Annotated in this window: 20 protein-coding genes; 2 read left to right on the forward strand and 18 right to left on the reverse strand. The window is 62.2% G+C overall.

Annotated elements, in window-relative coordinates; translation table 11 throughout:
* Nucleotides 1–8: 8 nt before the first annotated feature.
* The 12 genes from EZI54_RS09060 to EZI54_RS09115 form a co-directional block, all read right to left on the reverse strand.
* Nucleotides 9–479 (reverse strand): F0F1 ATP synthase subunit B, encoded by a 471-nt coding sequence (locus EZI54_RS09060; RefSeq protein ID WP_123633862.1) that lies wholly within the window; start codon nucleotides 477–479, stop codon nucleotides 9–11.
* A gap of 47 nt (nucleotides 480–526) precedes the next feature.
* Nucleotides 527–766, reverse strand: a complete 240-nt coding sequence (gene atpE / locus EZI54_RS09065) for a F0F1 ATP synthase subunit C (protein WP_008940031.1) — start codon at nucleotides 764–766, stop codon at nucleotides 527–529.
* A gap of 46 nt (nucleotides 767–812) precedes the next feature.
* On the reverse strand, nucleotides 813–1,739 hold the full coding sequence (gene atpB, locus EZI54_RS09070) for a F0F1 ATP synthase subunit A (RefSeq protein ID WP_131481180.1): 927 nt from the start codon (nucleotides 1,737–1,739) through the stop codon (nucleotides 813–815).
* Between the two features lie 9 nt (nucleotides 1,740–1,748).
* Nucleotides 1,749–2,207, reverse strand: a complete 459-nt coding sequence (locus EZI54_RS09075) for an ATP synthase subunit I (RefSeq protein ID WP_131481182.1) — start codon at nucleotides 2,205–2,207, stop codon at nucleotides 1,749–1,751.
* Between the two features lie 301 nt (nucleotides 2,208–2,508).
* Nucleotides 2,509–3,387 carry a ParB/RepB/Spo0J family partition protein gene (locus EZI54_RS09080; RefSeq protein WP_131481330.1) on the reverse strand — a complete coding sequence of 293 codons (879 nt, stop codon included), beginning with the start codon at nucleotides 3,385–3,387 and terminating at the stop codon, nucleotides 2,509–2,511.
* A 50-nt stretch (nucleotides 3,388–3,437) separates the two neighbouring features.
* Complete coding sequence (locus EZI54_RS09085; RefSeq protein WP_131481184.1) at nucleotides 3,438–4,232, reverse strand: ParA family protein; 795 nt, start codon at nucleotides 4,230–4,232, stop codon at nucleotides 3,438–3,440.
* A gap of 2 nt (nucleotides 4,233–4,234) precedes the next feature.
* On the reverse strand, nucleotides 4,235–4,891 hold the full coding sequence (gene rsmG, locus EZI54_RS09090) for a 16S rRNA (guanine(527)-N(7))-methyltransferase RsmG (protein ID WP_131481186.1): 657 nt from the start codon (nucleotides 4,889–4,891) through the stop codon (nucleotides 4,235–4,237).
* Entirely contained in the window at nucleotides 4,888–6,771 is a 1,884-nt protein-coding gene (gene mnmG / locus EZI54_RS09095) for a tRNA uridine-5-carboxymethylaminomethyl(34) synthesis enzyme MnmG (RefSeq protein ID WP_131481188.1), read from the reverse strand. Before mnmG ends, rsmG begins: the two co-directional genes overlap by 4 nt.
* Nucleotides 6,772–7,110: 339 nt before the next feature.
* Nucleotides 7,111–8,991 (reverse strand): MFS transporter, encoded by a 1,881-nt coding sequence (locus EZI54_RS09100; protein ID WP_131481190.1) that lies wholly within the window; start codon nucleotides 8,989–8,991, stop codon nucleotides 7,111–7,113.
* Nucleotides 8,992–9,133: 142 nt separating this feature from the next.
* Complete coding sequence (locus tag EZI54_RS09105) at nucleotides 9,134–12,283, reverse strand: efflux RND transporter permease subunit (RefSeq protein WP_131481191.1); 3,150 nt, start codon at nucleotides 12,281–12,283, stop codon at nucleotides 9,134–9,136.
* A 10-nt stretch (nucleotides 12,284–12,293) separates the two neighbouring features.
* Nucleotides 12,294–13,391 (reverse strand): efflux RND transporter periplasmic adaptor subunit, encoded by a 1,098-nt coding sequence (locus EZI54_RS09110; protein WP_131481193.1) that lies wholly within the window; start codon nucleotides 13,389–13,391, stop codon nucleotides 12,294–12,296.
* A 54-nt stretch (nucleotides 13,392–13,445) separates the two neighbouring features.
* A complete protein-coding gene (locus tag EZI54_RS09115; RefSeq protein WP_131481195.1) occupies nucleotides 13,446–14,021 on the reverse strand; it encodes a DUF3833 domain-containing protein in 576 nt (191 codons plus the stop codon).
* Nucleotides 14,022–14,334: 313 nt separating this feature from the next.
* Here EZI54_RS09115 and EZI54_RS09120 point away from each other — a divergent pair, with 313 nt between their 5' ends.
* Both EZI54_RS09120 and thpD read left to right on the forward strand, forming a co-directional pair.
* Entirely contained in the window at nucleotides 14,335–16,155 is a 1,821-nt protein-coding gene (locus tag EZI54_RS09120) for an acyl-CoA dehydrogenase C-terminal domain-containing protein (RefSeq protein WP_131481197.1), read from the forward strand.
* Between the two features lie 167 nt (nucleotides 16,156–16,322).
* A complete protein-coding gene (thpD, locus tag EZI54_RS09125) occupies nucleotides 16,323–17,258 on the forward strand; it encodes an ectoine hydroxylase (RefSeq protein ID WP_131481199.1) in 936 nt (311 codons plus the stop codon).
* Between the two features lie 264 nt (nucleotides 17,259–17,522).
* Here the strand turns inward: thpD and EZI54_RS09130 are convergent, their stop codons facing one another.
* From EZI54_RS09130 to rpmH, 6 genes are all read right to left on the reverse strand, one after another.
* The gene (locus tag EZI54_RS09130; RefSeq protein ID WP_131481201.1) at nucleotides 17,523–18,275 is read right to left on the reverse strand and encodes a substrate-binding periplasmic protein; all 753 of its coding nucleotides are present in this window, start codon (nucleotides 18,273–18,275) and stop codon (nucleotides 17,523–17,525) included.
* A 285-nt stretch (nucleotides 18,276–18,560) separates the two neighbouring features.
* A complete protein-coding gene (mnmE, locus tag EZI54_RS09135; protein ID WP_131481203.1) occupies nucleotides 18,561–19,922 on the reverse strand; it encodes a tRNA uridine-5-carboxymethylaminomethyl(34) synthesis GTPase MnmE in 1,362 nt (453 codons plus the stop codon).
* A 97-nt stretch (nucleotides 19,923–20,019) separates the two neighbouring features.
* Nucleotides 20,020–21,729, reverse strand: a complete 1,710-nt coding sequence (gene yidC / locus EZI54_RS09140; protein WP_131481205.1) for a membrane protein insertase YidC — start codon at nucleotides 21,727–21,729, stop codon at nucleotides 20,020–20,022.
* 3 nt (nucleotides 21,730–21,732) lie between these two features.
* The gene (gene yidD / locus EZI54_RS09145; protein ID WP_131481332.1) at nucleotides 21,733–22,017 is read right to left on the reverse strand and encodes a membrane protein insertion efficiency factor YidD; all 285 of its coding nucleotides are present in this window, start codon (nucleotides 22,015–22,017) and stop codon (nucleotides 21,733–21,735) included.
* A gap of 21 nt (nucleotides 22,018–22,038) precedes the next feature.
* Nucleotides 22,039–22,413 carry a ribonuclease P protein component gene (gene rnpA / locus EZI54_RS09150; RefSeq protein WP_131481207.1) on the reverse strand — a complete coding sequence of 125 codons (375 nt, stop codon included), beginning with the start codon at nucleotides 22,411–22,413 and terminating at the stop codon, nucleotides 22,039–22,041.
* A gap of 19 nt (nucleotides 22,414–22,432) precedes the next feature.
* Nucleotides 22,433–22,567, reverse strand: coding sequence for a 50S ribosomal protein L34 (rpmH, locus tag EZI54_RS09155; RefSeq protein WP_004579611.1), 135 nt, complete (start codon nucleotides 22,565–22,567; stop codon nucleotides 22,433–22,435).
* Nucleotides 22,568–22,641 lie beyond the last annotated feature (74 nt).

Consider the following 22,641-nt stretch of genomic DNA (forward strand, 5'->3'; position numbering starts at 1 on the left):
AACCCCGTTTACAGTTGCGCAGACAGCTTGTCCAGCATCTCGCTGTGAGCTTTGGCGTCGACAGAGGTTTCCAGGATCTTCTCTGCACCGGTGATAACCAGCGAAGCCAGTTCCGCGCGCAGTGCTTCTTTCGCACGGTTCTGTTCCCGCTCGATCTCGGCACTGGCCTGGGCCAGAATCCGCTCGCCTTCAACGCGGGCGTTTTCCTTGGCCTCGTCGACCAGACGGGCCGACCGCTTGTTCGCTTGATCGATGATCTCGGCTGCCTTTTGCTTGGCTTCACGCAGTTCCTGGGCCGCTTTTTCCTGCGCCAGCTCCAGATCACGGTTGGCGCGGTCAGCCGCGCTCAGGCCATCGGCAATCTTCTTCTGCCGTTCTTCCATGGCCTTGGTGATCGGAGTCCACACGTACCGCATGGTGAGCCATACAAATACGGCAAACGCGATCATTTGACCGATAAATGTAAGGTTAAAACTCACACCGCTTCTCCACTAAATGGAATGAATTAGGTGGTCAACTCCGGTGCTTAGCCTGCAACAACGAACAGGATGTAGAGCCCCAGACCAACGCCGATCATCGGAACCGCGTCAACAAGACCCATAACAACGAAGAACTGGGTACGGAGCATCGGGATCAGTTCCGGCTGGCGTGCACCGCCTTCCAGGAATTTGGAACCCAGGATACCTACACCGATAGCGGCGCCAACAGCTGCCAGACCCATCAGGATACCGCTTGCCAGTATGATCAGAGCTTGTGCTTCACTCACTTTTTTATCTCCCGTTAATGGTTGAGCTTGGGTTAGGTTTAAACTTTTAGTGACTCTCGCCGGTCTCGAAAGACTGCGACATGTAAACAATGGTCAGGACCATGAAGATGAACGCCTGCAACGAGATAATCAGGATGTGGAACAGAGCCCAGACGATCTGCAGGCCGCCACCGAAGATACCCAGTACCGGTCCGGCACTGTACATCAGGGCAATCAGGATGAAGATCATTTCGCCGGCATACATGTTGCCGAACAGTCGCAGGCCCAGTGAGACCGGCTTGGCAATCATGTTGACGAATTCCAGGACGAAGTTGATCGGGATGAAGAATGCCTGAACGATCGGGTTCTTGTTGCTGAACGGATGCAGGGTCAGTTCCCCGATGAAGCCGCCCAGGCCTTTCTCGCGAATACTGAAGAACAGGATCAGCAGGAAAACGTCGAAGGCCATACCCAGGGTGACGTTCGGGTCGGTCGACGGTACCACTTTGAAGAAGACCGTGTGGGGATCGGCCCCCAGCACATGGACACCGACCATCTTGGCGATCCAGGGCAACAGGTCGACGGCGATCAGGTCCATGAAGTTCATCAGGAAAACCCACACCAGAATGGTCAGGGCCATCGGCGCGACCAGCGGGTTCTTGTAGGGGAACATGCCCTTGACGTTGTCCTGGACGAAGTCCACCACCATTTCCACGAAGTTCTGGAACCCGCTCGGGGTGTCGGACGTCATGGTCTTGGCGACCTTGCGGAACATGATGAAGAAGATGATGCCCAGCACCAGCGACCAGCCGATCATGTCGACGTGAATCGCCATGAAGCCCATCTGCTGGGCTTCTGCACCATTGTGCGCCATGGTCCAGATAGCCTGGTCCTGACCGGGGCGGGTGCCCGCCGGCAACTGGCCGAAGGTCAGGTTCGTCAGGTGGTGATCGATATAACTGGACGCAGTGAGGTTTTCGCTTTCGCCTGCCATGTCAGTCTCTCAAGCCCTATTTTTCAAAGATTTAGGCCCCCACAGCGCCGGGGCCAATGTATTCGTTGTCAGTACCAGGATGAAGGCCAGAAACAACACCCCGGCATTCAGGGGCTGGACCCACTTGAAAACGGCGGCAAACAAAAGCGCCGTAAGCGCCAATTTGATGACTTCACCCCAGTAAAACGCGCGCACAATGTGGCCCATCGCCCCTGCCGGCCGATAGGCAAAAACCTGTCTTGTAAAAAAGGCGTTGGGAATCGTGTAGATCAAACCGCCCAACAGTCCGGAGTACCCCGCAACCTGACCTGCGAACAGGTACCCTACTCCGGCTATGGCGACAGTGAAGGACAGCTGTATCCATGTCAATCGGTGGACGGCTGGCCGAGTCGTGTCAGTCCGGCGACCCGGATATTTGTTAGAACAGTCTTTCATGTTCCGCGCCACCTGCCGCTGCCGGGTACTCATAAACCTCTAGTGTCAAGGCAGCGGGATTATATGTGTTAACTCAACCGGGTTCAACACGACCTGCCCCGTTATCGGGCAGGGAAAATGCCCTTCTTTGGCACTAATTCCTTGGTTCTGGCGCCTTTCAGACCCATCGTGATCCATCATAAAAATTCATTTTTTAGCGCAATATTTTCGATGTATGTAGTCGCCGCAGTACGCTGTCCGGAGCCAGCGAATGCACACGGCACGGCGCGCGACGGCGTCGCCCCCATCGCGTGTGGATCAAACAAGGAGAGGAAATGCCCGCCAGCAGCGGCCTTTACTTGATGTGGCCCAGGATGCCATCCAGCTCGTCGAGGCTGCTGTACTCGATCACGAGTTTGCCCTTGCCTTTCTGGCCATGGTTGATGGCCACCCGCGCACCCAGGCGCTCGGCGAGGTCGTCCTGCAGGCGGCGGATGTTGGGGTCCACCTGCGACTTTTTGTCGCGGCCCGGTGATTCCGCTTCCTGCTGGAGACGGCGGACCAGGGCTTCGGTCTGACGTACGGAGAGGGATTTGGCGACCACCTGGCGGGCGGCCTGCAGCTGCAGTTCCGGCGGCAGGGTCAGCATGGCCCGGCCGTGACCCATTTCCAGGTCCCCGTGTTCCAGCATCACCCGGACGTCTTCGGTGAGGCCGATCAGGCGCAGCAGGTTGGTGATCGTGGTGCGGGATTTGCCAACCGCTTCGGCCACCTGGGCCTGGGTCAGGCCAAATTCGTCCTGCAGGCGCTGAAGGGCGAAGGCTTCTTCTATGGGGTTCAGGTTCTCGCGCTGGATATTCTCGATCAGCGCCATGGCGATGGCGGCTTCGTCCGGCACGTCGCGGATGATGGCCGGGATCTGGTCCAGCTCGGCCAGCTGTGTGGCCCGCCAGCGGCGTTCGCCGGCGATCAGCTCGAAACGGCCCTCGGCAAGCGGACGGACCACGACCGGCTGCATCACCCCCTGCTGACGGATGGAGTCCGCCAGTTCCTGCAGGGCTGCCTGATCCATATCGCGGCGCGGTTGATAGCGGCTGCGCTGGATCAGGTCGACGGGAATTTGCCGCAGTTCGCCGTCGTGCTCGCTCAGGTCATCCCGGTCCAGGTTGACCTTGGAGCCCGCCAGCAGTGCGCCCAGTCCACGCTCACCCAATCCTCGTTTTTTCGCCGCCATCGTATCCGTCATTCTTTATCAGTGTTATCGAAACTGTGGGCCGGGAACCGTCAGACCGCCACCGGCTGGCTCTGGCGCTGCTGCCCGTTACGCCGGACCATTTCGCCGGCCAGGGCCAGGTAGGCAATGGCGCCCTTGGACGCCCGGTCGTACTTGAGCGCCGGCACCCCGTAACTGGGGGCTTCCGCCAGGCGTACGTTGCGCGGGATGACCGCCTTGTAGACCTTGTCGCCGAAATACTCGTTGAGCTGGGCGGAGACATCCAGCGTCAGGCTGTTGCGCGGATCGTACATGGTGCGCAGGATGCCCTCGAGCGCCAGGTCCGGATTGACGGTTTCCTGGATCTGCTCGACGGTGTTCATCAGGGCCGCCAGCCCCTCCAGCGCATAGTACTCGCACTGCATGGGAATCAGTACGCTGTCCGCCGCCGACAGGGCATTTACGGTCAGCAGGTTCAGCGACGGCGGGCAATCCACCAGGATGTAGTCGTAGCGGTCGCGGACGCCGTTGAGCTGCAGCCGCAACCGGTGCTCGCGCCCGATCTCGTTCATCAGTTCGACTTCCGCCGCGGTCAGGTCACCGTTGGCCGGCAGGATATCGAAGCCGGAGGCCTCGGCGAGGATGATCACGTCCGCCGCCGACTGGCGCTTGGTGAGGACGTCGTAGCCGGACAGGGCCAGGGCGTTCTTGTCCACGCCGCTGCCCATGGTGGCGTTGCCCTGCGGATCCATGTCCACCAGCAGCACGCGCCGCCTGGTGGCGCTGAGGGAGGCCGCCAGATTGACGCAGGTGGTGGTCTTGCCCACACCGCCCTTCTGGTTGGTGACCGCGATAATGCGCGCCATGGTTAGCCTCCTGTCGTCCGAACGCGATCAATGATAAGCAAGTGACGTGCCCCATCACAACCTGGAATCGACAGCGCGATGTCCTCACGCAGTCGCCAGTCGAAAGGCAGCGCTGCCAGCTCATCTTCCGGGAACTGGCCCTTCATGGCCAGGAACTGCCCCTCATCCGCCAGCAGGTGGCCGCACCAGCTCACCAGGTTGGCCAGGGCCGTGAACGCCCGCGAGGTGATCTGGGTGAACGGCCGCCCGGGACGATAGTCTTCGGCCCGCGCATGCACCACCTCGACGTTATCGAGCCCGAGTTCCAGCACGCATTGTGTCAGGAATCGCGTCTTCTTGCTGTTGCTGTCCAGCAGGGTAATGTGGCGATCGGGACAGGCGATGGCCAGCGGAATTCCGGGCAGGCCGCCGCCGGCGCCGACGTCGAGGACAGCCGGTGCCTTCACATACGGCAGGATGGCCAGGCTGTCGAGCAGCTGCCGGGACACCATCTCATCGGGTTCACGCACGGCGGTCAGATTGTAGGCCCGGTTCCATTTCTGCAACAGCCCCAGGAAGGCCAGCAGCCGTTCCCGGGTGTCATCGGGCAGGTCCAGCGCCATGGCCGCGAGACCGCTGTCCAGCTGGGACGGCCAGTTGGCCGGGATGTCGCGACTCATGCGGATTGCTTGCGCAGCAGGTCACGCTTCTTGAGGTGCACCAGCAACTGGGAGATCGCCGCCGGGGTCACCCCCTGGATGCGGGAGGCCTGGGCGACGGTTTCCGGCCGCACGTCCTTGAGCTTCTGCTTGATCTCGTTGGACAGGCCGCCCACCGCATCGTAGTCCAGATCCACCGGCAGCGGCAGGTTCTCGTTGCGGCGCAGGCGATCGATCTCGGCCTCCTGGCGAGAGATGTAGCCCTCGTACTTCACTTCGATCTCCACCTGACCGGCGACGATTTCATTCGCCTGTTCGCCACTGATGTCGGCGATATGCGAATAGACGATCTCCGGGCGGCGCAGCAGGTCCGCCAGGGTGTGTTCTTTCTGCAACGGCTTGTTCAGGTACTGGTTGGCCCGCTCGGCTTCCGGGGTGTTCGGGTGCACGTGGGTCCTGTCCAGACGCTGGCGCTCGACGGCGATGGCCTCGCGCTTGGCGTTGAACCGCTGCCAGCGCGTCTCGTCCACCAGGCCCAGCCTGTGGCCGGTTTCGGTCAGGCGCAGGTCGGCGTTGTCCTCGCGCAGGATCAGGCGATATTCCGCCCGACTGGTGAACATGCGGTACGGTTCGGAGGTGCCCATGGTGATCAGGTCGTCCACCAGCACGCCCAGGTAGGCTTCGTCGCGGCGCGGGTACCAGGCGTCTTTCTCCTGCGCCCGCAGCGCGGCGTTGATGCCCGCCAGCAGTCCCTGCGCCCCGGCCTCTTCGTAACCGGTGGTGCCGTTGATCTGACCGGCGAAGTAGAGCCCACCGATGAACTTGGTTTCCAGCGTGTGGCGCAGGTCCTGCGGGTTCAGGTAATCGTACTCGATGGCGTAGCCCGGCCGGGTGATGTGCGCGTTCTCGAAGCCCGGAATCGAGCGCACCGCCTTCAACTGGATGTCGAACGGCAGGCTGGTGGAGATGCCGTTGGGATACAGCTCGTTGACGGTCAGTCCTTCCGGCTCAACGAAGATCTGGTGGGAATCCTTGTCCGCAAAACGGTTCACCTTGTCCTCGATGGACGGGCAGTAGCGCGGTCCGACGCCCTCGATATCACCGGCAAACATCGGCGAGCGGTCAAAGCCGCTGCGGATGATGTCGTGGGTTTCCTCAGTGGTCCGCGTGACATAGCAGCATACCTGCTGCGGATGCTGATCGCGGGAGCCCATGAACGACATGACCGGGGTCGGGTCGTCGCCCCACTGCTCCTGCATGACGGAGAAATCCACCGAGCGGCTGTCGATGCGCGGCGGGGTGCCGGTTTTCAGGCGACCGACATTGAACGGCAGCTCGCGCAGGCGCTGGGCCAGGGCAATGGCGGGCGGATCACCGGCACGGCCGCCGGCGTGATTCTTCAGCCCCATGTGGATAACCCCGCCCAGGAAAGTACCTGTGGTCAGCACCACGTTGGCCGCGGTGAAGCGGATCCCGGTCTGGGTCACCACGCCGCACACCTGGTCACCCTCGACGATCAGGTCATCGGCGGCCTGCTGGAAGATGGTCAGGTTGGGCTGGTTCTCGAGCACCTCGCGAATGGCGGCCTTGTACAGCACGCGATCGGCCTGGGCGCGGGTGGCGCGCACGGCCGGGCCCTTGCGCGAGTTGAGTACCCGGAACTGGATACCGGCTCGATCGGTGGCCTGCGCCATGGCGCCGCCCAGGGCGTCGATTTCCTTGACCAGGTGGCTCTTGCCGATACCGCCGATAGCGGGGTTACAGGACATCTGGCCCAGGGTTTCAATATTGTGGGTCAGCAGCAGCGTACGGGATCCCATGCGCGCCGCCGCCAGGGCAGCCTCGGTGCCGGCATGGCCGCCGCCAATGACGATGACATCGAAACGATCCGGGAATTCCACAAAACACCTCGGGAGACACAGAAAAATGGGTACGGAGTATACCGTTTAACGGAAAAAATTGCAGGGGCGATGAATATTTTTTAACCACCCCCCGACTGCACTGCACACTCCGGCAACGACCTGTTCCACTTTTTGAGAAAAGTTCTTATTGGTCAGCCGGTTGGGCCGCTCTTCTCAGAAAAGTTTTTAAAACACTTATCCACATTGCGGCCAAGTCCCAAAATGCCTCTTTATCGACACAACCTATTGATTTATAAAATATATACAAGAGGTATCCCAAAGCTACCCCCGGGTTATTCATAAAGTTATCCACAGGATCTACGGAATTTCCGCAATCGTTCAGGCCTGACTCCCCCGTAGATTCCGCACGGTCGCTTCCAGTCCCTCGGCACTTACCTGTTCCGGCGACCACACCGGACCGGCCACCAGACCGATGCGGGACCAGAAGCGCTTGGGAGGATGCGTCCCGGCTTTACCGCCCTTGTGGCTGAATACGCTGCCCCAGAGGCCTTGCAAGGCCATCGGCACGACCGGCACGGGCGAACGCGCCACCAGCGTCTCGATGCCCTGGCGGAACTGGTCGATCTCGCCGTCGGTGGTCAACTTGCCCTCCGGAAAAATACACACCAGATGACCCGCCGCCAGTTCCTCGGCCACCTTGTCCATGGCGGTCTGGTAAACCTCTGGCTTCTTGCTGCGCGGGGCAATCGGGATGGTCTGGGCCAGGCGGAAAAACCCGCCCAGCAGCGGCATGTTGAAGATCCGGTCGTCCATCACGAAACGCACCGGTCGCTTGACTGCACCGGCAATCACCAGCGCGTCCATGTAGGACACGTGATTGCAGACCAGGATGGCCGGGCCCTCCTCGGGGATGTGGTCCAGCCCCTCATGGCGCACCCGGTAGATGGTGTGGGACAGGCACCAGATGACAAACCGCAGGGCGAATTCCGGCACCCGGCTGTAGACGTAACCCGCCACCACCAGGTTGGCGATCGACAGCACCAGCAGGAACTCGGGAATCGACAAGCCCAGCGGCCCCAGCATCAGCGCCCCGACCAGCGCGCTCGCCACCATGAACAGCGCGTTGATCACGTTCAGCGCGGCAATCACCCGGGCCCGTTTGCCGGGCTCCGCCTCCTGCTGCACAAAGGCATACAGGGGCACGATGAAGAAGCCGCCGAACAGACCCACGCCAAGCAGGTCGGCCAGTACCCGCAGACCCTCGTGATGGGTCAGCAGCAGCCACCAGTCCGACTGGACCGGCGCCGCCGGGACGCTGAAGTAGAGATCCACCCCGAACAGGCTCAGGCCCAGCGACCCGATGGGTACGATGCCCAGTTCCACCCGATGGCCGGACAGCTTCTCACAGAGCATGGAACCCAGGGCGATCCCGATGATGAACACCGCCAGCAGCAGCGTGACCACGGATTCGTCGCCCAGCAGGTCCACCTTGGCGAAATTGGGGAACTGGGTCAGGTAGGCGGCGCCCAGGAACCAGAACCAGGAAATGGCCAGCACGCTCTGGAACACCGCGTGATTCTCCCGGGCAATCCGGATCAGCGCCCAGGTCTGGCGCAGCGGCTGCAGTTTGAGGATCAACCCGGGAACCGCTGCCGGCGCCGACGGCACCTGCCGGGCCGCCAGGTACCCGAGCACCGCCATCACCAGCACACCGAGGGCCACCCAATGTTCCGCGCCGCCCACACCCATCACCACACCGGCCGCCAGCATACCCAGCAGGATGGCAACAAACGTGCCCATTTCCACCAGGGCGTTGCCGCCGACCAACTCGTCGTCATCCAGAACCTGCGGCAGGATGGCGTACTTCACCGGTCCGAAGAAGGTGGACTGCGCCCCCATCAGGAACAGCAGCGCGAGCATCAACGCATACCAGCCCAGCCAGAGCCCGACCGCCGCCACCAGCATGATGCCGATCTCCGCCAGCTTGACCCAGCGGATCACCTGCGCCTTGTCGTACTTGTCGGCAAGCTCGCCGGCAATCCCCGAGAACAGCACGAAGGGCAGGATGAAGAGCAGCGCCGCCAGGTTGACGGCGATATCCGTGGGCAGTCCCAACAGGCCTCGCGCCAGCCCGTAGGTGATCATGAACAGCAGGGCGTTCTTGAAGAAGTTATCGTTCAGTGCCCCGAGGAACTGCGTCAGGAAGAACGGCAGGAAACGCCGCTGTCCCAGCAGCCTGAACTGGCTCCGGTCTGCCATCGTGGGTTGGGTCCTTTGCTGTTTGTTGTTGTCTTTCGCCGGCCGGGAAAGTCCGTTTCGTCGATCCGTGGAAAAGTTTGCGTCAAGCCCTCAAGCCGCGCAATGCACCGCAACCGGATTTCCCGAATAGCCTCGGACGGTTTCAGGCGTCATCCTGTCGCGGGGCCTGCGCGCCACCCGCCACCGCACCGGACCGCCCCTGCAATCGGATTTCCCGCTGCAACTCCCGGTCCACCGTATTGGCGGACCGGGCGAAGCGGGCGATCAGGTTATACAGAACCGGGATGATGAACAGGGTCAGTGTGGTCGCGAAAATCAGGCCGCCCAGCACCACCACGCCGATCGCTGCCCGGCTCTCGGCACCGGCGCCGGTGGCGATCACCAGCGGAACCGCGCCGAAAATCGTGGAAATGGTCGTCATCAGCACCGGACGGAAGCGCAGGATGGCGCCCTCCACGATGGCGTCGTGAACGCTGTAGCCTTCATCCCGTAACTGGTTGGCAAATTCCACGATCAGGATGCCATTTTTCGCCATCAGCCCTAAAAGCATGATGATTCCGATCTGGCTGTATATGTTCAGGCTGATGCCCGACAGGGCCAGCGCGATCAAGGCACCGGTCACCGCGAGGGGCACGGACAGCATGATGATCAGCGGATGGATCCAGCTTTCGAACTGCGCGGCCAGCACCAGGAAGACGATGATGAAGGCCAGGATGAAGGTGACGTAGATGGCGTTGGAGGAATCCACGAACTCCCGGCTCAGCCCCTTGTAGCTGATGCGGGCCTCCGGCGGCAGGTTATCCACAGCCAGCCGGTTCAGATAATCCAGCGCCGAGCCCAGGTCATAGCCCGGCGCCAGTGAGCCGCTGATGACCACCGCCGGCAACCGGTCGATGCGCCGCAGGTCCGGGTTGGCGCCGATTTCCTGCAGGTTCACCAGCGCGCCCAGCGGAATCAGGTCTCCGCCGGCCCGGGGCCGCAGGAAGATGTTGCCCAGGTCGGAAGGCGTGGCCCGGTCGGCGTCGGCAGCCTGCAGGATCACGTCGTATTCCCGGCCCCGGTCCAGGTAGGTGGTCACCTGCCTCGAGGCCAGCATGGTCTGCAGTGTGGAGCCCACATCCTGCACGGTGACGTCCAGGTCCGCCGCCCGCTGCCGGTCCAGGGTGACCCGCAGTTCCGGCCGGGTCCGTTCGAAATCCGTTTCCAGGTTCTGCAGGTCCGGGTTTTCCCTGGCCCGTTCCAGGATTTCCTCGCTCCAGCGCTGCACCGTGTCGTAATCCGGCCCGCCGATGACCAATTCGATCGGCTGGTTGAAGCCCCGCTGGCCCAGTCCCGGCGGGTTCACCGCCACCGAACGCACCCCGGGCACCTCGGCCAGCCTGGGAAACAGTTCTGCGGTCAGGTCCTGCTGTTTCATGTCGCGCTGGTCCCAGGGGGTCAGCCCCAGGATCAGGAAGGCGTTGTCCGCCTCTTCGCGGAAGCCGACTATCGCCAGCAAGCGGTCAGCCACCCCCTGATCGATGTAGGGCAACAGCCGTTCCTCGATTTTCTTCACATGATGGTCGGTGTACTCCACCGTCGAGCCCCGGGGCGCCTTGGCGGGGATGATGATCACACCGCGATCTTCAGTGGGGGCCAGTTCCTGCGGCAGACGGGGGAAAACAGCCGCGGAGAGCAGGATACCGGCCAGTCCCAGGCCCAGCAGCAGGCCGGGCTGGCGTAGCGAGAAACGCAGCAATCGTTCATAGCCCCGGTTCAGGCCGCCAAAGACCTTCTCCGACGCCGCCCAGAGGCGATGGCCCTCGGCGCTGACCGGGCTGTGCCTGAGCCACCTGGAGCAGAGCATGGGCGTCAGGCTCAGCGCCACGAGGCTGGAGACGATCACCGCACTGGCCAGGGTGAAACCGAATTCGCCGAACAGACGGCCGACATTGCCGCCCATGAAGGAGATGGGAATGAACACCGCCACCAGCGTCAGCGTGGTGGCAATGACCGCAAACGCCACCTGCAGGGCACCGAAGTAAGCGGCCACCAACGGCGGTTCGCCCAGGTCGATGCGGCGCTGGATGTTCTCCAGCATCACGATGGCATCGTCCACCACCAGACCGATCGCCAGGATGATCGCCAGCAGCGTCAGCACGTTGATGGAAAAGCCCATGAAACCCAGGCCGATAAAGGCGCCGATCACCGCGACCGGGATGGTCACCGCCGGAATCAGGGTGGCGCGCCAGGAGCGCAGGAACAGGAAGATCACCAGGATCACCAGCGCGATGGCAATGCCCAGGGTGACCATCACCTCCCTAATGGAGGCGCGGATGAAGATGGATTCGTCGTAGCTCTGGCGGATGCTGACTTCCGGCGGCAGGGTCTCGCGGATCCTCTCCATCTCGGCCCGCACCCGGTCCGACACCGCCACGGTGTTGGCCTTGGACTGGCGGATGATCCCCATACCGATGGCCGTGCGGCCGTTGGCCCGCAGCCGGCTGGTGTCCGATTCCACCCCCATCACCACGTTGGCCACCTCACCCAGGCGCAGCAGGTCGTTGCCGTCCCGGCGGATCACCATGTTGCGGAATTCCTCGACGGTGGATAACCGGCCTTCGGCCCGCACGGTGAAGTTCCGGGTGTTGGACTCGATCGAGCCGGCCGGCAGCTCCACGTTGTTCGCGCGCAGCGCCGCCTCCACTTCGGCGACGGTGATGTTGCGCGAGGCCAGCTTCTCCCGGTCGAGCCAGACGCGGATGGCGTAACGCCGCTCCCCGCCGATGCGGACGTCCGCCACACCATCCAGCACGGAGAGCCGGTCCACCAGCACCCGTTCGGCAAAATCGGTGAGCTGGGCGGCGTCCCATTCGTCGCTCTGCAAGGTAACCCACATCATCGGGCGGGCATCGGAGTCGGCCTTGCGGATAACCGGGGCGTCGGCCTCTTCCGGCAGTTCGTCGACCACCCGGGCCACGGCATCGCGCACGTCGTTGGCGGCGACATCGATATCCCGCGAGGTAGTGAATTCAATGGAGGTGCGGGACTCGCCCTGCTCGGTACTGGACTCGATCGAGCGGATCCCCTCGACACCGCTGATGGCGCCTTCGATCACCTGGGTGATCTGGGTGTCGACCACTTCCGCCGCGGCCCCGGTGTAACGGGTGGAAACGGACACTTCGGGCGGATCGATGTCCGGGTATTCACGCACCGGCAACCCACGCAGCGCCGCCAGGCCGAAGACCAGGATCAGCAGACTGATGACCGTGGCGAAGACCGGCCGTTTGATGGAGACATCGGACAGGATCATGGATTCCTACTTACCCTTCCCGGCGATCGGGCCAGTCACCGCCGATCAGGTTGTCGCCGCCTTCCAGCACCTCCACGGCGTCGCCGCTGCTGAGACGGTCCTGGCCGGTGATCACCACGGCATCGTCCTCGGTCAGGCCGCTGATCACCTCGACCCGCCCCGGTGACCGGGTGCCCAGCTTGAGGGTCTGGCGACGGGCGGTGCCGTCCACGGCCACGAACACATACTGGGTGTCGCCCCGGGTCATCACCGCCTGCTCGGGAATCACCAGCGCCCGGCGGGTGTCCAGCGTCAGTGACACGGCCATGAACAGGCCCGGCCGCAAAAGACCGTCGGGATTGCTGATCAACGCCTTGACCGGTAGCGCGCGAGTCAGGGGATTAAGCCGGGAATCCAGCTCGGCCAGCCGGCCATCGAAGGCCTTGCCCTGGTACGCCGCGGTGCTGGATTTAAGCGGTTGGCCCAGGCTGATCTGGCCCAGGTAGCGTTCGGGAATGGAAAAGGTGAGCTCCATCGGATCCACGGCGTGCAGGGTGGCGATGCTGTCGCCGGCTTCGAGATAAGCCCCGACGCTGGTGTTGCGTAGTCCCACCACGCCGGCGAACGGCGCTGCGATCCGGTGGTTCTCCAGTCGCACCAGAGCCGCGGCCTTCTGGGCCTCGGCGACGCTCAGGGCGGTGCGCAGTTCGTCTACCTGGGACTGGGAGATGCTGTTGTTGGACTGCAGCCGTGAGGCCCGGTTGTACTTGGTGCGGGCGTCCTGCAGCCGGGCTTCGGCCACCTCCAGATCCGCCCGGGCCTGGCGATCGTCCAGTTGCACCAGCAACTGCCCCTTGCGCACCGCTTTGCCCGGGTCGAAATTCAACGCCACGATGCGGCCACTGACCTCGGCCGTCAGCATGATGTCCTCACGGGCCTGGAGTGTGCCGACCGCCTCCACCACGTCCTGCACCTCCGCCATGCGGGGCTGGATCACGTTCACCTTGCTCGGCGGACGCTGGCGCTCCATGGCCGTCGGGGCCGACTGTTGCTGCATCCACAAGAAGCCGCCGGTGGCCGCGCCGGCCAGGATCAGCACCAGCAGGGCCATCGCCACCTGTTTACCCATTGTCCACTCCAAACGCTTGCCGGGACTGACATCCCGCGCATTCGCATCCGTCGGCTACTGTCTGCCTGTCGGCTCCCGGCGGATCACCAGGACCAGTTCACCCACCGTGACGCCCCACTTGCTCATCCGCGTCTGGTTGATGACGGTGTCATCCGTCACCGCATACATCCAGTCGTCCAGGCGCACATCGACGGTGTCGTCGCTATAGGGCACCCTGAGCACGTAATTCATATGAATGGCGTTGCCCTGCCACTGCATCAGCCCCGGTTCCACCACATCGCCGGCGGTGGTCCGGTAGCCGTGGTCGACCGGCGTCAGCGTCCAGGTACGGGTCTGGATCTCGCCGTCATCGAAGCGGAAGGTTTCATCCAGCGTGCCCACGCCCTGTCCGTTCCAGCTGGCCTGGATATCCGCATCGAAGGTACGGATCACTTCGCCGCCGAAATCCTTGACGATACCGCGGGCCGACAGGGTCCCGTCGAAGAAGGTGCGCGGCTCCAGGGTTGGCGTGCGACCTTCGTAGTCGCTCAGGGACGGAGCGGCACACCCCGCCAGCAGCCCGGCCAATGCCAGGGCACCGGCCAGGCCTGCAAAGCTGCGACGACACCAAGGCTTCCACTTACTTTGCATGATCTCTCTACCTATTGCCCGTAAAAACTTGTTACCTCGCTCATACGGAATCCGCGAGCGGGCGGACCAATGCCGGCGACATGTCTTTTCAGGCCAAGACGAGGCCCCCGGGAAACGACCGGCACTCGCTGCAATGCCCGGCAGAATGGGCGCCGGGCACCACTCCGTCATTTCAGCCAATTGGCTAATCCGACAGACCCCCGGGCACTTTTCGTCAATGGCAGCCCCTGGCGATTGTCGTACAACGTGCAGCAACTGCCGGCCATTAGGCCGTGCCGGGCTATCGAGTTGTACCGACTCCAGAGGTGATGCTATGCCGACGTACAAGGCGCCCCTGCGCGACATGAAGTTCCTGCTCAACGACGTGTTCGACTATCCGAAGCACTACGCGTCCCTGAAGGCGGGTGAGAACGCCACGCCGGATATTGTCGACGCGATCCTGGCCGAATGCGGCAGGTTCTGTGAGGAAGTGCTGAGCCCGCTGTACCAGAGCGGCGACGAGGAAGGCTGCAAACTGGAGAATGGCGAGGTCACCACCCCCAGTGGCTACAAGGAGGCCTACCAGCAGTACATGATGGGTGGCTGGCAGGGTCTTTCGGCGCCCGAGGAGCTGGGCGGCCAGGGTCTGCCGGCGTCCATGGGCCTGCTCAAGCAGGAAATGATGGGCACCGCCAACTGGCCGTTCAGCATGTACCCGGGGTTGTCCCTGGGGGCAATGAACACCATCCAGTTGCATGGCAGCGACGAACAGAAACAGACCTACCTGGTCCCGCTCACCGAGGGCCGCTGGGGCGGCACCATGTGCCTGACCGAGCCCCAGTGCGGCACCGACCTGGGCCAGGTGAAAACCAGGGCCGAACCCCAGGCGGACGGCTCCTACAGGGTCACCGGCACCAAGATCTTCATTTCCTCCGGCGATCACGACCTGACCGAGAACATCGTACACATCGTGCTGGCCCGTCTACCGGACGCCCCGAAAGGCACCAAGGGCATCTCGCTGTTCATCGTGCCCAAGTTCCTGCCGAACGCCGAGGGCGGCGTGGGTGAACGCAATGGCGTCACCTGCGGCAGCCTCGAGAAGAAGATGGGCATCAAGGCCTCCGCCACCTGCGTGATGAATTTCGACGCGGCCAAAGGGTTCCTGATCGGTCCGGAAAACGAAGGCCTGAACTGCATGTTCACCTTCATGAACACCGCCCGGATCGGCACCGCCATCCAGGGCGTGGGCCCGGCCGAGCTGTCCTATCAGTGGGCGCTCGAGTACGCCAGGGAGCGCCGTTCCATGCGTGCGCTGTCCGGCAAGAAGGAACCGGACCAGGTGGCGGACAGCCTGATCCACCACGCCGACGTCCGGCGCATGCTGCTGACCCAGAAGGCCTTCGCCGAGGGTGGCCGCGCCATGCTCTACTATTCGGCGCGCCTGGCCGATCACATGGTGGAGGGCCATCTGGAAGGCGATGAAAAGAAAGCGGAAACCTATGACGACAAGCTCGGCTTCCTCACCCCCATCCTCAAGGGCTTCCTGACGGAAATGGGCTACGAGGCGGCCAACCTGGGCGTGCAGGTGTTCGGTGGCCACGGCTACATTCGTGAGCACGGCATGGAGCAGATCGTGCGCGACACCAAGATCGCCACCCTGTACGAAGGCACCACCGGTATACAGGCCCTCGACCTGCTGGGCCGCAAGGTGATGCTGATGACCCAGGGCGGGGCGGTGCGCGAGTTCACCCTGCGCATCTCCAACTTCGCGCGCAAACACGTGGCCAACAAGCAGCTGCGCCCCTACGCCTGGGAACTGCTGAAGCTGGCCGCCCAATGGAACGTGCTGACCGTGCGCCTGATGCTCAACGCCCGCAAGGATCGCGACCGGATCAGTGCCGCCGCCCATGATTTCCTGATGTTCAGCGGCTACGTCACCATGGCCTACATGTGGATGCGTATGGCCGCTGTGGCAGCGGAGAAGCTGGAGAAGGGCGGGGAGGAGTCCGAAGCCTTCTACCGGGCCAAGCTGGCCACGGCCGAGTTCTATTACGACCGCCTCCTGCCACGAGCACAGGCCCATGCCACCAGCATGCTCTCGCCCACCCGCAACCTGATGCAGCTGGATGCCGAGCATATGGCATTCACGGACTGACGCATGGCCCTTCAGGCCTCTTGCAATCCCGGCTTCGGTCGGGATTTTTTGTTTTCGGATCCAGGGCTTGAAAGTTTTTCCAACGCCCATAAATCACTGGCGCACTTTTCTCCCAACGAGGTGAATCACGACAAATCAGCATTAAGCAGCAAAAGTAGGAGGTTCGAATGGAGACTCGATCTGACGACTTTTATCCCACCCGCCTGGAACGCCCGATGGCGCGTTTCGACCGACGTGACCCCATCGTCCACAGCCAGGGCCGGGACCGCACCGACGGTCCGTTGAGTGAAACCGAAATGGCCCAGTACGAACGCGACGGTTTCCTGGTGTTCAACCGGTTCCTGGATGAGGCCACTGTCCGCCGCTTCCGCGACGATCTGCGCCTGTACGAAGACGACGAGTCGATCCTGCAGTCCGAGGGCACCATCACCGAACCGGGCAAGCAGGAGATCCGCTCCATCTTCGGCATCCATGAACTGTCCGATCGCTTCCACCGGCTGACCCGGGACCCGCGCATCCTGGACATGGTGCACCAGTTGCTGGGCAGCGAGGCCTACATCCACCAGTCCCGCATCAACTACAAGCCCGGCTTCCACGGCAAGGGCTTCGACTGGCACTCTGACTTCGAGACCTGGCACGCCGAGGACGGCATGCCGCGCATGCGCGCCGTGAGTTTCTCAATCGCCCTGACCGACAACACCCCGTTCAACGGCCCGCTGATGCTGGTGCCCGGCTCCCACAGGACGTTTATTCCCTGCGTGGGCCGTACGCCGGAAGACAACTACCAGTCCTCCCTGAAAAAGCAGGAGTTGGGCGTGCCGGGCCACCGGGACCTGGACGACCTGATCGACCAGAACGGCATCAAGGCGCCCACCGGACCGGCCGGATCGCTGATCATCTTCGAGTGCAATACGCTGCACGGTTCCAACGCCAATATGTCGCCCTGGCCACGCAGCAACCTGTTCTTCGTCTATAACAGTGTGGAAAACACCCTCGAATCCCCTTATTGCGGCAACAAGGCCCGCCCCGACTTCCTGGGTAGCCGCAGCAACGTACAGGTCCTGAAACCGCTGCGCGACCGGGAGCTGACAGACGTCGGCTGACACCGCCCGACGGACAACGTCCAGGTGGCCGATGCCCGCTGGCAGAATGCCGGCCGGGCACACCGGCCGTGGTCCCGATCCACAGCATCGCGCGCGCAAGGGCGGCTCCGGGCCACCCTGTGGATAAACCTTAAATTCGATTTATTTTCAGTACTCTATCGCCATTATTCACATCGATTTAAGCCACCGGCGCCAGACTTGCGCAAAAAAAAAGCGGCACCCGGAATACACCGGGTGCCGCTTGAGTCTTCAGGCAAGGACGGATCAGAGGCCGTACTTGTCCTCGATGGCTTCGTACATGCCATTGTCGTGGATCTTCTTCAGTCCTGCCTTGATCTTGTCGACGATGGCGTCCGGCGTGGACTTGTTGATGGCCAGGTAGAGATCGGTCTTGTTGAAGGAATACACCGGCACCAAGTCTTCCACATCCTGCTGGGACGCAAAGTAGGGACCCGCCAGACGGTCGGCGATCCACAGGTCGATCTGCCCCAGATCCAGACGCTTCGGGTTCAGGTCGTCGCTGTCCAGCTGGGATACCGTATAGCCCCGCTTGAGCAGGTACTCGGTCATCACGTCGCCACGGTAACCACCGATGGTCTTGCCTCTGGCGTCTTCCAGACTATCCATCTTGATCTTGTTGTCCGCACGGGCAAACACCGTCCACAGGTTATGGGTGAGCGGGCCCACCCACTTGAACAGCGGCGCACGATCCTCGGTATAGGTGGTGCAGAAGATGCCGTGGTTCTTTTTCTCCAGCACGCGGTTATAGCCGTAATCCCAGTTCCGCAGCTTCATGCGGTATTCCAGGTCGGTCTGGGCCATGAGGGCTTTTACCATCTCGGCACAAATGCCGTCGATGTTCTCACGGCTATGCTCGAACGCACGGCCCGAAGCGCTCATGTTGTAAGGTGGGAAGTTTTCCGTATAGAAATAGAGCTTGTCAGGATCCGCCGCGTGGACGCCGGCGGACGACACCAGCGTCAGGGCGAACAGGCACAGGGCGAGCACTTTGCGCATCAGGGAACATCTCCGTCGATTGGATTTTGGGCGACCCGCTCCCGGTCCGCCCGGAAATAAATCGTCGGAAAGTCTACCCCAGGGTGGGGTAGCAATTCGTCGCCTTCGCTGTTCGTTTTTGTAAAGCAACCCGATTCAAGCCGCTGAATCAATACGTGAATTCCTGCCCAATCGGCGACCAGTCGGTAGACGGCCACCGATCCAGCCCGGCGCCGGGCGTTTGGGGCTGAGGTGGTCGCCGTTCAATTGGCAGACCTGGGTGCTGCAGGGGCCCGCGCCGACAGCCTACTTGCCGATGCAGAAGCTGCTGAAGATCTTGCCCAGCAGATCGTCCGGGGTCATGGCCCCGGTGACTTCGCCAAGTGCATCCTGGGCCTGGCGTAAATCCTCGGCCAGCAGCTCACCGGCGCCGTAACCCTCGAGTTGGGCCTGCCCCTGTTGCAGGGACGCCTGGGCCTGTTCCAATGCCACCAGGTGTCGTCGCCGGGCCAGGAAACCGCCCTCGGTGGTGGTGGCGTACCCCATGCAGGCTTTCAGGTGTTCCCGCAGGGCGTCGATGCCGTCGCCCGCCTTGGCGGCAATCCGAACCACAGGCACCGCCTGGCTCTCATCCAGCCCGGCCGCCTCGCCGGTCAGATCCACCTTGTTGCGAATCACGGTCAACGGTGCCCCCGTGGATAGCCTGTGGATAAAGTCGGGCCAGATGGCTTCCGGATCAACCGCTTCAGTGGTGGTCGCGTCCACCATCAACAGGATGCGGTCCGCCTGCTCGATCTCTTCCCAGGCCCGGGCAATGCCGATTTTCTCCACCTCGTCGGGACTGTCCCGCAGGCCGGCGGTATCGATCACGTGGAGCGGCATCCCATCGATGTGGATATGTTCCCGCAGGACATCCCGGGTGGTGCCTTCAATGGCGGTAACGATGGCCGCCTCCCGGCCGGCGAGGGTGTTGAGCAGGCTCGACTTGCCGGCATTGGGCCGGCCAGCGATCACCACCCGCATACCATCCCGCAGGATGGTGCCCTGCTGGGCTTCCGCCAGGATCCGGTCGAGATCGTCCATGATGCTCTGCAGGTCACCCGCCACCTTGCCATCGGCGAGAAAGTCGATCTCCTCCTCAGGAAAGTCGATCGCCGCCTCAACGTAGATCCGCAGGTGCGTCAGGGCGTCCACCAGGCTTTCTATGCGCTGGGAGAACGCGCCCTGCAAAGACCGCATGGCACAGCGGGCGGCCTGTTCGGAACTGCTCTCGATCAGGTCGGCAATCGCTTCGGCCTGGGTCAGGTCCATCTTGTCATTCAGAAACGCCCGCTCGGAGAATTCGCCCGGCCGGGCCAGGCGTGCACCGTGTTCGCAGACTTCCCGCAGCAGCAGATCGAGGATGACGGTGCCGCCGTGCCCCTGCAATTCCAGGACGTCCTCGCCGGTAAAGGAATGCGGGTTGGGGAAAAACAGACCGATGCCTTCGTCGATCACTTGGCCATCACGGTCCAGGAACGGCCCGTAGTGCGCATAGCGGGGCTTCGGCTCCAGGCCCAGCAGCTTCCTGGCAATGGGCCGCGCCAGCGGTCCGGAGACCCGGATGATCCCCACACCGGCCCGGCCGGGTGCGGTGGCGATCGCAGCAATGGTGTCGTTTACAGTCATCGGCGGTAGTCCGGTTTGGCAACAGAGAAACCGTTTTCAGCATCCTAAACGAAAACAGGGCTCACTGCGGAGCCCTGTCTCGGATCTGGCATCGGGGTCAGGCCTTGCTGCCGACGCCCTCCGCCTGGATCTTGCGGGTGATGTAGTACTGCTGGGTAATGGACAGCACGTTGTTCACCAGCCAGTACAGGACCAGACCGGCCGGGAACCACAGGAAGAAGATGGTGAAGACAAACGGCATGGCCTTCATCACCTTGGCCTGCATGGGATCCGGCGGTGTCGGGTTGAGGCTCATTTGTACGAACATGCTGATGCCCATCAGGATCGGCAGCACGAAGTACGGGTCCATCACCGACAGGTCGTGAATCCACAGGAAGAACGGGGCGTGGCGCAGCTGCACGCTCTCGAACAGGACCCAGTACAGCGAGATGAAGACCGGCATCTGCACCAGGATCGGCAAACACCCCCCGAGCGGATTGATCTTCTCGCGTTTGTACAGCGCCATCATTTCCTGGGACATACGCTGGCGATCGTCGCCGTACATTTCCTTGAGGCGTTGCAACTGGGGGCCGACGGCACGCATCCGTGCCATGGAGCGATAACTGGTCGCCGACAGCTTGAAGAACAGGGCCTTGACGGTACAGGTCAGCAGGATGATCGCGATCCCCCAGTTACCGAAGATACTGTGGAACCAGTTCAGGACAACGAAGAGCGGGGTGGCAATAAAGAACAGCCAGCCGAAGTCGACGGTCCGGTCCAGGTTCGGAGCGACGTTTTCCAGACGATCGATGATCTTGGGCCCGACGTAGGCGCGTGCCCCGATCTCCGCCTGCTCACCCGGTGCGACGGTCGTTGCGCTGCTGACGAAGCCCATCACGTTCAGGTTGTTACGCTGGGTGGTCTGATACTTATGCTTGGTGTCCGGATCGGGAATCCAGGCACTGAGGAAGTAATGCTGCAGGAAGGCGACCCAACCCCCTTCCGCGGTCTGGTTGATGGGAGCCTCCTTGAGGTCATCCAGGCTGTACTTTTCGTACGGATCCTGGTTGGAGCTCAGCACCATGCCCAGGAACGAGCGGATCCCGACGCTCTTCTGCGCCGTGGGATCCGGGCTGTTGTCCCGCACGATCTTGCCGGCAAAGTTTGCCTGCCAGGGGCTGTCGGACTGGTTATCCACCAGGTAGCGGACATCGATCTCGTAACTGTCACGCTTCAGCGTGTAGCGCTTGGTGATCTTGACGCCCTTGTCGGTGGTGTAGTTCAGGTCGACGGTCAGGCTGTCGGTTCCATTTCCCAGGGTGTAGTTGGTCTGCGCAGCGGAGTAGGTCGGCACCGGCCCGTTGCTGGGGGCGTCAATGCCATCGCGGCCGATCAGGCTGCTTTCCATCACGTAGGTGCGGGTGGCGTTGTTCTGCAGGAGCTCCAGGGGATTGGGTCTGTCCAGCGACTCCTTGTACTTGAGCAGCGACGCACGGGTGATGTTACCGCCCTGGAGGTTGATACTCAGGTCAAGGACATCGGTCCGGATGTCAATCTTCTGTCCGTTGTCAGCAGCCTTGACGGAGGAGCCTGCAACCTGGGTCTGGCCCTGATCTTCGGGCGTGGCGAACTCGTTGCTGCCAGTCTGGCCGGTAGCCTGCTGTTGCCCGGAACCCGAGGACAGCGACGGGGAGGAGGTGTCGGTCGCCTGCTGGCTTTGCGCCACCGGTTCAGTCGGCGTCTGGTGATAATCTTCGTTCCAGGCGAGCACCATCATGTAACTGACAATGGCAAGGCCTACCCAGAGGATCGTGCGTTGAATATCCATAGGTTAATGTGTCGGCTGTTTTGTTTGGTAAGAACAATGTGTGTGGTGCTTATCCTGGCCGTGATCGCGGTCGCATACCGGCGGTACCGGATCATATCCTCCCGCAGTCCACGGATGACAGCGCAGTAATCGTCGAATCGTCAGATAGCCGCCGCGCAGAATACCATGTCTTTCAATCGCTTCCAGTGCGTAAGCGGAGCATGTGGGGTAGTGGCGGCAATGGGACGCCATGAGGGGGCTGATGGCATACCGGTAAAACCGGACCGGGAGGAGGACGAGCTGTCGTATCATGAGATCCGGTACCCCTGGTCAGCCGGAGGCAGTATCTGCTCGTCGGGCCTTGCGCCGCAAGCGCTGCCACAGCTCATTGAGAATTCGATGAGTGGCCGGGTTGTCGAGTTCAGCCAATCCCTGCCGCCCCAGGACAACGATGTCCATGGCGGGCAAATCCGTTTGCTGGCGAAATGTTTCGCGCACAAGCCGTTTCATGCGGTTGCGCTGGACGGCCAGCTTCAGGTTTTTCTTGGAGAAAATCAAACCAATCCTGGCGTGCCCAAGCGTATTGGGCGTGGCCAGGATCAGGAAATGCCGGTGAGGCACTCGGACAGTGACCTGACTGAATACCCCACTGTAATCACGGGGTTTGAGCAGACGGTCCTGCTTGGTAAATCGCCGGTCCGGCATTGCGACCTGTCAGTCTGAATCAGGCAGACAGGCGGGCACGACCCTTCGCGCGACGACGTGCAATGACCTTGCGGCCGTTGGCAGTAGCCATGCGGGCACGGAAGCCGTGAACGCGCTTACGCTTCAGGACGCTGGGTTGAAACGTTCTTTTCATGATATCGATCTCACACTGGTGATGTATGGAAAACGGAATCCGGGCTCTGGCTGCCAGTACCGGCTCCGGGTTCA

The sequence above is a fragment of the Marinobacter halodurans genome, assembly GCF_004327985.1.
GTDB lineage: Bacteria > Pseudomonadota > Gammaproteobacteria > Pseudomonadales > Oleiphilaceae > Marinobacter_A > Marinobacter_A halodurans.

Bases quoted from the DNA above. Each gene is read 5' to 3' on its own strand.
- atpB (WP_131481180.1), bottom strand. From the start codon at position 1,739: ATGGCAGGCGAAAGCGAAAACCTCACTGCGTCCAGTTATATCGATCAC.
- EZI54_RS09075 (WP_131481182.1), bottom strand. From the start codon at position 2,207: ATGAGTACCCGGCAGCGGCAGGTGGCGCGGAACATGAAAGACTGTTCT.
- EZI54_RS09080 (WP_131481330.1), bottom strand. From the start codon at position 3,387: ATGGCGGCGAAAAAACGAGGATTGGGTGAGCGTGGACTGGGCGCACTG.
- EZI54_RS09085 (WP_131481184.1), bottom strand. From the start codon at position 4,232: ATGGCGCGCATTATCGCGGTCACCAACCAGAAGGGCGGTGTGGGCAAG.
- rsmG (WP_131481186.1), bottom strand. From the start codon at position 4,891: ATGAGTCGCGACATCCCGGCCAACTGGCCGTCCCAGCTGGACAGCGGT.
- EZI54_RS09100 (WP_131481190.1), bottom strand. From the start codon at position 8,991: ATGGCAGACCGGAGCCAGTTCAGGCTGCTGGGACAGCGGCGTTTCCTG.
- EZI54_RS09105 (WP_131481191.1), bottom strand. From the start codon at position 12,283: ATGATCCTGTCCGATGTCTCCATCAAACGGCCGGTCTTCGCCACGGTC.
- EZI54_RS09110 (WP_131481193.1), bottom strand. From the start codon at position 13,391: ATGGGTAAACAGGTGGCGATGGCCCTGCTGGTGCTGATCCTGGCCGGC.
- EZI54_RS09115 (WP_131481195.1), bottom strand. From the start codon at position 14,021: ATGCAAAGTAAGTGGAAGCCTTGGTGTCGTCGCAGCTTTGCAGGCCTG.
- EZI54_RS09120 (WP_131481197.1), top strand. From the start codon at position 14,335: ATGCCGACGTACAAGGCGCCCCTGCGCGACATGAAGTTCCTGCTCAAC.
- thpD (WP_131481199.1), top strand. From the start codon at position 16,323: ATGGAGACTCGATCTGACGACTTTTATCCCACCCGCCTGGAACGCCCG.
- EZI54_RS09130 (WP_131481201.1), bottom strand. From the start codon at position 18,275: ATGCGCAAAGTGCTCGCCCTGTGCCTGTTCGCCCTGACGCTGGTGTCG.
- mnmE (WP_131481203.1), bottom strand. From the start codon at position 19,922: ATGACTGTAAACGACACCATTGCTGCGATCGCCACCGCACCCGGCCGG.
- yidC (WP_131481205.1), bottom strand. From the start codon at position 21,729: ATGGATATTCAACGCACGATCCTCTGGGTAGGCCTTGCCATTGTCAGT.
- rnpA (WP_131481207.1), bottom strand. From the start codon at position 22,413: ATGCCGGACCGGCGATTTACCAAGCAGGACCGTCTGCTCAAACCCCGT.
- rpmH (WP_004579611.1), bottom strand. From the start codon at position 22,567: ATGAAAAGAACGTTTCAACCCAGCGTCCTGAAGCGTAAGCGCGTTCAC.